At 62.3% G+C, this 4,859-nt stretch carries 3 protein-coding genes; all 3 read right to left on the minus strand.

All coding sequences use genetic code 11. The features are described from left to right. Positions 1-1,408, minus strand: a 1,408-nt coding sequence (gene glgB / locus EN993_RS31470) for a 1,4-alpha-glucan branching enzyme (protein WP_127265708.1), incomplete at its 3' end; no start/stop codon positions are given. Between the two features lie 102 nt (positions 1,409-1,510). Then, positions 1,511-3,979, minus strand: coding sequence for a glycogen/starch/alpha-glucan phosphorylase (locus EN993_RS31475; RefSeq protein WP_126068448.1), 2,469 nt, complete (start codon positions 3,977-3,979; stop codon positions 1,511-1,513). Positions 3,980-4,210: 231 nt separating this feature from the next. Continuing rightward, the coding region (locus tag EN993_RS31480; protein ID WP_164757933.1) for an ATP-binding cassette domain-containing protein at positions 4,211-4,859 on the minus strand (649 nt) is incomplete at its 5' end.

Here is a 4,859-nt window from a genome sequence, read left to right on the forward strand (position 1 = left end):
TGGTCATCACGCCCGGATGGTGGCCGTAGACCTCCTTGTTCATCTTCTGCAGGAAGCTGACCGCCTCGAGGTTCTCGCGGCCGCCCTTCTCGTTGGGGATCCATTCGCCGGCCTTGCGCGAATAGTCGAGGTAGAGCATCGAGGCGACCGCATCGACGCGAAGTCCGTCGACATGGTATTTCTCGGCCCAGAACAACGCGTTGTTGACGAGGAACGACACCACCTCGCGGCGGCCGAAATTGTAGATCGCGGTGTTCCAGTCGGGATGAAAACCCTTGCGCGGATCGGCATGTTCATAGAGCGCGGTGCCATCGAAATTGGCCAGGCCATGCGCGTCGACCGGGAAATGCGCCGGCACCCAGTCGAGGATGACGCCGACGCCGGCGCGGTGGGCGCCATCCACGAAACGAGCAAAGCCGTCCGGGTCGCCGAAGCGGGCCGACGGCGCGTAGAGGCCGGTCGTCTGGTAGCCCCAGGACGGGTCATAGGGGTGTTCAGAGATCGGCATGAATTCGATATGGGTGAAACCGGTCTCGACCACATAGGGGATCAGCCGGTCGGCCAACTCATCCCATGACAGGAACGTACCGTCGTCGTGAAGCTGCCAGGAGCCGGCATGGACCTCGTAGATCGAGATGGCTTCGCGCCGGTGATCGGCATTGCGCCAGAAATTGCGGTGCGCCTCGTCGCCCCACTCATGCGCCGGCGGCACGGCCACGACCGAAGCGGTGGCCGGACGCAGTTCGGATTTGAAGGCGAACGGGTCGGCTTTCAGCGGGAGTCTTACGCCATCGGGGCCGATGATCTCGTATTTGTAGGGCCGTCCGGCACCGATGTCGGGTACGAACAGTTCCCAGATGCCGGTGTCGCGGCGATCACGCATCGTGTGCCGGCGGCCGTCCCATTCGTTGAAGTCACCGACCACCGAGACGCGCCGAGCATTGGGAGCCCAGACGGCGAAATGCACTCCGGAAGCGCCTTCGTGGTCAATGACATGGGCGCCGAGCTTGTCGAACAACCTTAGGTGCGAGCCTTGGGCGATGTAGTAGTCGTCCATCGGGCCAAGCACCGGACCAAACGAATAGGGATCGGTCAGCCACCAGTCACCGCCGGCATTGCGCGCGTGATAGCGCAGGGGCTGCCGCTTCCTGATCGAGAGCTTGCCTTCGAAAAAGCCGCCATCGTCGCGCCTGGACAGTTCACCCGCTATGGTGCCGGTCAGCGTGTAAGCGGTGACGAATTCCGCATGCGGAACGAAGCAGCGGGCATACAGGCTCTTGCCGACCTCATGGACACCAAGGACCGCGAAGGGATCTCCGTGCGTGCCGGCAACAATCGCCGCAACATCGCTGGCTGGCGCCAGTCCGTCCGGCCCGCTTGTCGCAGCGGTCGCGCGCGGCTTCTTCATCAGGCAGTGTCCCTCCCCGGGCACCAAGTTTCTAGTGATGAGAATCCGACATTCAAACTCACATCACCGGGACCACATTGTTCGCGGCCTCATGCAATCACATCAGACAGGCACGTTCCAGATTTCTTTCGCATATTGGCGGATCGTGCGATCAGAGGAGAACCAGCCGACACGCGCAACGTTGCGGATTGCCCTGGCGTACCAGTCGGGACTGTTGCGCCAGACCGCATCGACCTCGCGCTGGGCGGCGGCATAGGCATCGAAATCGGCGGCAACCATGAACCAGTCGCTGTTGTAGAGACCGTTGATAAGGTCGCGGTAACGCTCCGGGTCATCAGGCGAGAAGACGCCTGACGAAACGGCGGCAACCGCTTGCGCCAGCTCAGGCGATCCCTCGATGACGGCGCGCGGGTTGTAGCCATTGTTGCGCCGCTCGGCGACCTCGGCCGTGGTCAGGCCGAAGATGAAGATGTTGTCGTCGCCGACGCATTCCTTGATCTCGACATTGGCGCCGTCGAGCGTGCCGATGGTCAACGCGCCGTTCAGAGCGAACTTCATGTTGCCGGTGCCCGACGCTTCCATGCCGGCGGTCGAGATCTGCTCGGACAGGTCAGCGGCCGGCATCATGATCTCGGCCAGGCTGACATTGTAGTTCGGCACGAACACCACCTTCAGCAAACCGCGCACGGCCGGATCGCGGTTGATGACCTTGGCGACGTCGTTGGCGAGTTTGATGATCAGCTTGGCATTGTGGTAGCTGGGCGCCGCCTTGCCGCCGAAGAATTTCACGCGCGGCATCCAGTCGCGCTCGGGATGCGAGCGGATCTGATCGTAGAGAGCGATCGCCTCGAGGATGTTCAGAAGCTGGCGCTTGTATTCGTGGATGCGCTTGATCTGGATATCGAACAGCGCCGAGGGATCGACCTTGATGCCGAGCCGGTCGGCGACGAGGTTGGCCAGCCGCGCCTTGTTGGCGCGCTTGACGGCGGCGAATTTGTCGCGAAAGGCGGCATCGCCAGCGAAGACATCGAGATCCTTGATGGCATCGATGTCGTCGAGAAAACGGTCGCCGATCGCCTCACGAGCGAGCGACGTCAGCCCGGGATTGCACTGGATCAGCCAGCGCCGCGGCGTGATGCCGTTGGTCTTGTTGTTGATGCGATCGGGATAGAGCTTATGCAGGTCGGCGAACACCGTCTCCTTCATCAGGTCGGTGTGAAGCGCCGAAACACCGTTGATCGAATGCGAGCCGACAAAGGCCAGATTGCCCATGCGCACCCGGCGGTCGCCATTTTCCTGGATCAGCGAGATGCGGCCGATCTGTTCGTCCGAGAACTGGTTGGAGGCACGCGCCTCCAGAAGCACCTCGGCGTTGATGGCGTAGACGATCTGCATATGGCGCGGCAAAAGCCGCTCGAACAGCGGCACCGGCCAGCTTTCCAGCGCCTCGGGCAGCAGCGTGTGGTTGGTGTAGCCGAAGGTGCGCTTGGTGATGCTCCAGGCGAGGTCGAAATCCATGCCGTGCACATCCATCAACAGGCGCATCAGCTCGGGCACCGCGATGGCCGGATGGGTGTCGTTGAGATGGATCGCAGCCTTATCGGGCAGCGACTTCAGGTCGCCATACTGGCTGAGATGGCGCTGGACGATGTCCTGCAGCGAGGCGGTGGAGAAGAAGTACTCCTGCCTGAGCCGCAGTTCCTGCCCGGCCTTGTGGGAATCGGCGGGATAGAGCACGCGCGACAAGGCATCGGCCTTGTTGCTTTCGGCAAGCGCGCCGATGTGGTCGCCGGCATTGAACTTGTCGAGCAGGATCGGATCGACAGGCATGCCCGACCAGAGCCGCAGCGTGTTGACGCGATTGGCCCGCCAACCGACGACGGGCGTGTCATAGGCGACGGCCAGCACATGCTCGGTCGGCTTCCAGACATGGCGCTCGAGCCGGCCGTCCTTGGAGGTGATCGATTCCACCGAACCGCCGAACCCGACCTCGAACGAGCGCTCCCGGCGTTCGAATTCCCACGGGTTGCCGTGATCGAGCCAGGTCTCGGGCAGTTCGACCTGCCAGCCGTCATGAATCTCCTGGCGGAACATGCCGTTGGCATAGCGGATGCCGTAGCCATGCGCGGGAATGTCGACGGTCGCCATGCTTTCCATGAAGCAGGCGGCAAGCCGGCCGAGGCCGCCATTGCCGAGTGCCGCATCCGGCTCGAGTGCGGCGATGAGATCGAGATCGACGCCCAGCGACGACAGCGCCTCGCGCATATTGTCCATCAGGCCGAGATTGGAGAAGGCATCGCGCATCAGGCGGCCGATGAGGAACTCCAGCGACAGATAGTAGACGCGCTTTTCCTGCTGGTCGTAGGCCTCTTTCGTCGCTTGCATCCAGTGGTCGACGATGCGGTCGCGCACGACCTTGATCGAGGCGGTCAGCCAGTCGTACTGGGTCGCGACGGTGGTGTCCTTGCCGACCCGGTATTTGAGGGCCATCAAGACTTCCCTTGCGAGCGTCTCTGGATCAGGATTTTCGAGCAGTGGCGGGAGGGGTTCGGATGTCATCGCGCTCGTCATGCTGCCTCTCGTGCGGTTGCCATGATCATACCGGCTTTCATGGTTCCTCCCAGCCCATGCTAGCTGATACCGCTATATATTCAATCGATTTAGATTAGCTCATGCTAGCTTACCCTGCGGCAATTTGCCAATTTAAAGCGCGGCGCGCTCAGACATTCCGCGCGACGCGCTTCAAGTTTTTGTTCCGTGCATGCCGTCCCAAAACCGCTACGCACTTTTGGGCGACATGCATCAGGCAGCCAGCGCCGCCTCCGGCGGGACCTTTGCTCCGGTCATGAAGGCGACGGCGTCGGACATCGTATATTGCTTGGGATCGATGACGCAGAGGCGACGGCCGAGCCGATGGATGTGAATGCGGTCGGCCACTTCGAAGACATGCGGCATGTTGTGCGAGATCAGCACGATCGGCAGGCCGCGCTTCTTGACGTCGAGGATCAGTTCAAGCACGCGGCGGCTTTCCTTGACGCCAAGGGCGGCCGTCGGCTCGTCCATGATCACCACACGGCTGCCGAAGGCGGCGGCGCGCGCCACAGCCACGCCCTGGCGCTGACCGCCAGAGAGCGTCTCCACCGCCTGGCTAATGTTCTGGATGGTCATCAGGCCAAGCTCGGTGAGCTTGTCGCGGGCGCGCTTTTCCATCGCCGGACGGTCGAGCATACGAAGCCAGTCGCCCAGAAAACCCGGTTTGCGGATTTCGCGGCCAAGGAACATGTTGTCGGCGATCGACAGCGCCGGCGACAGCGCCAGATTCTGATAGACGGTCTCGATGCCGGCTTCGCGGGCTTCCATCGGTGATTTGAAGGCGACGGGTTTGCCTTCAAGCCGGATCTCGCCTTCATCGGGCACGGCCGCGCCGGAAATCGCCTTGATGAGCGACGAC

The organism is Mesorhizobium sp. M7D.F.Ca.US.004.01.2.1 (assembly GCF_003997785.1).
In the GTDB taxonomy this organism is placed as follows: Bacteria; Pseudomonadota; Alphaproteobacteria; order Rhizobiales; family Rhizobiaceae; genus Mesorhizobium; species Mesorhizobium loti.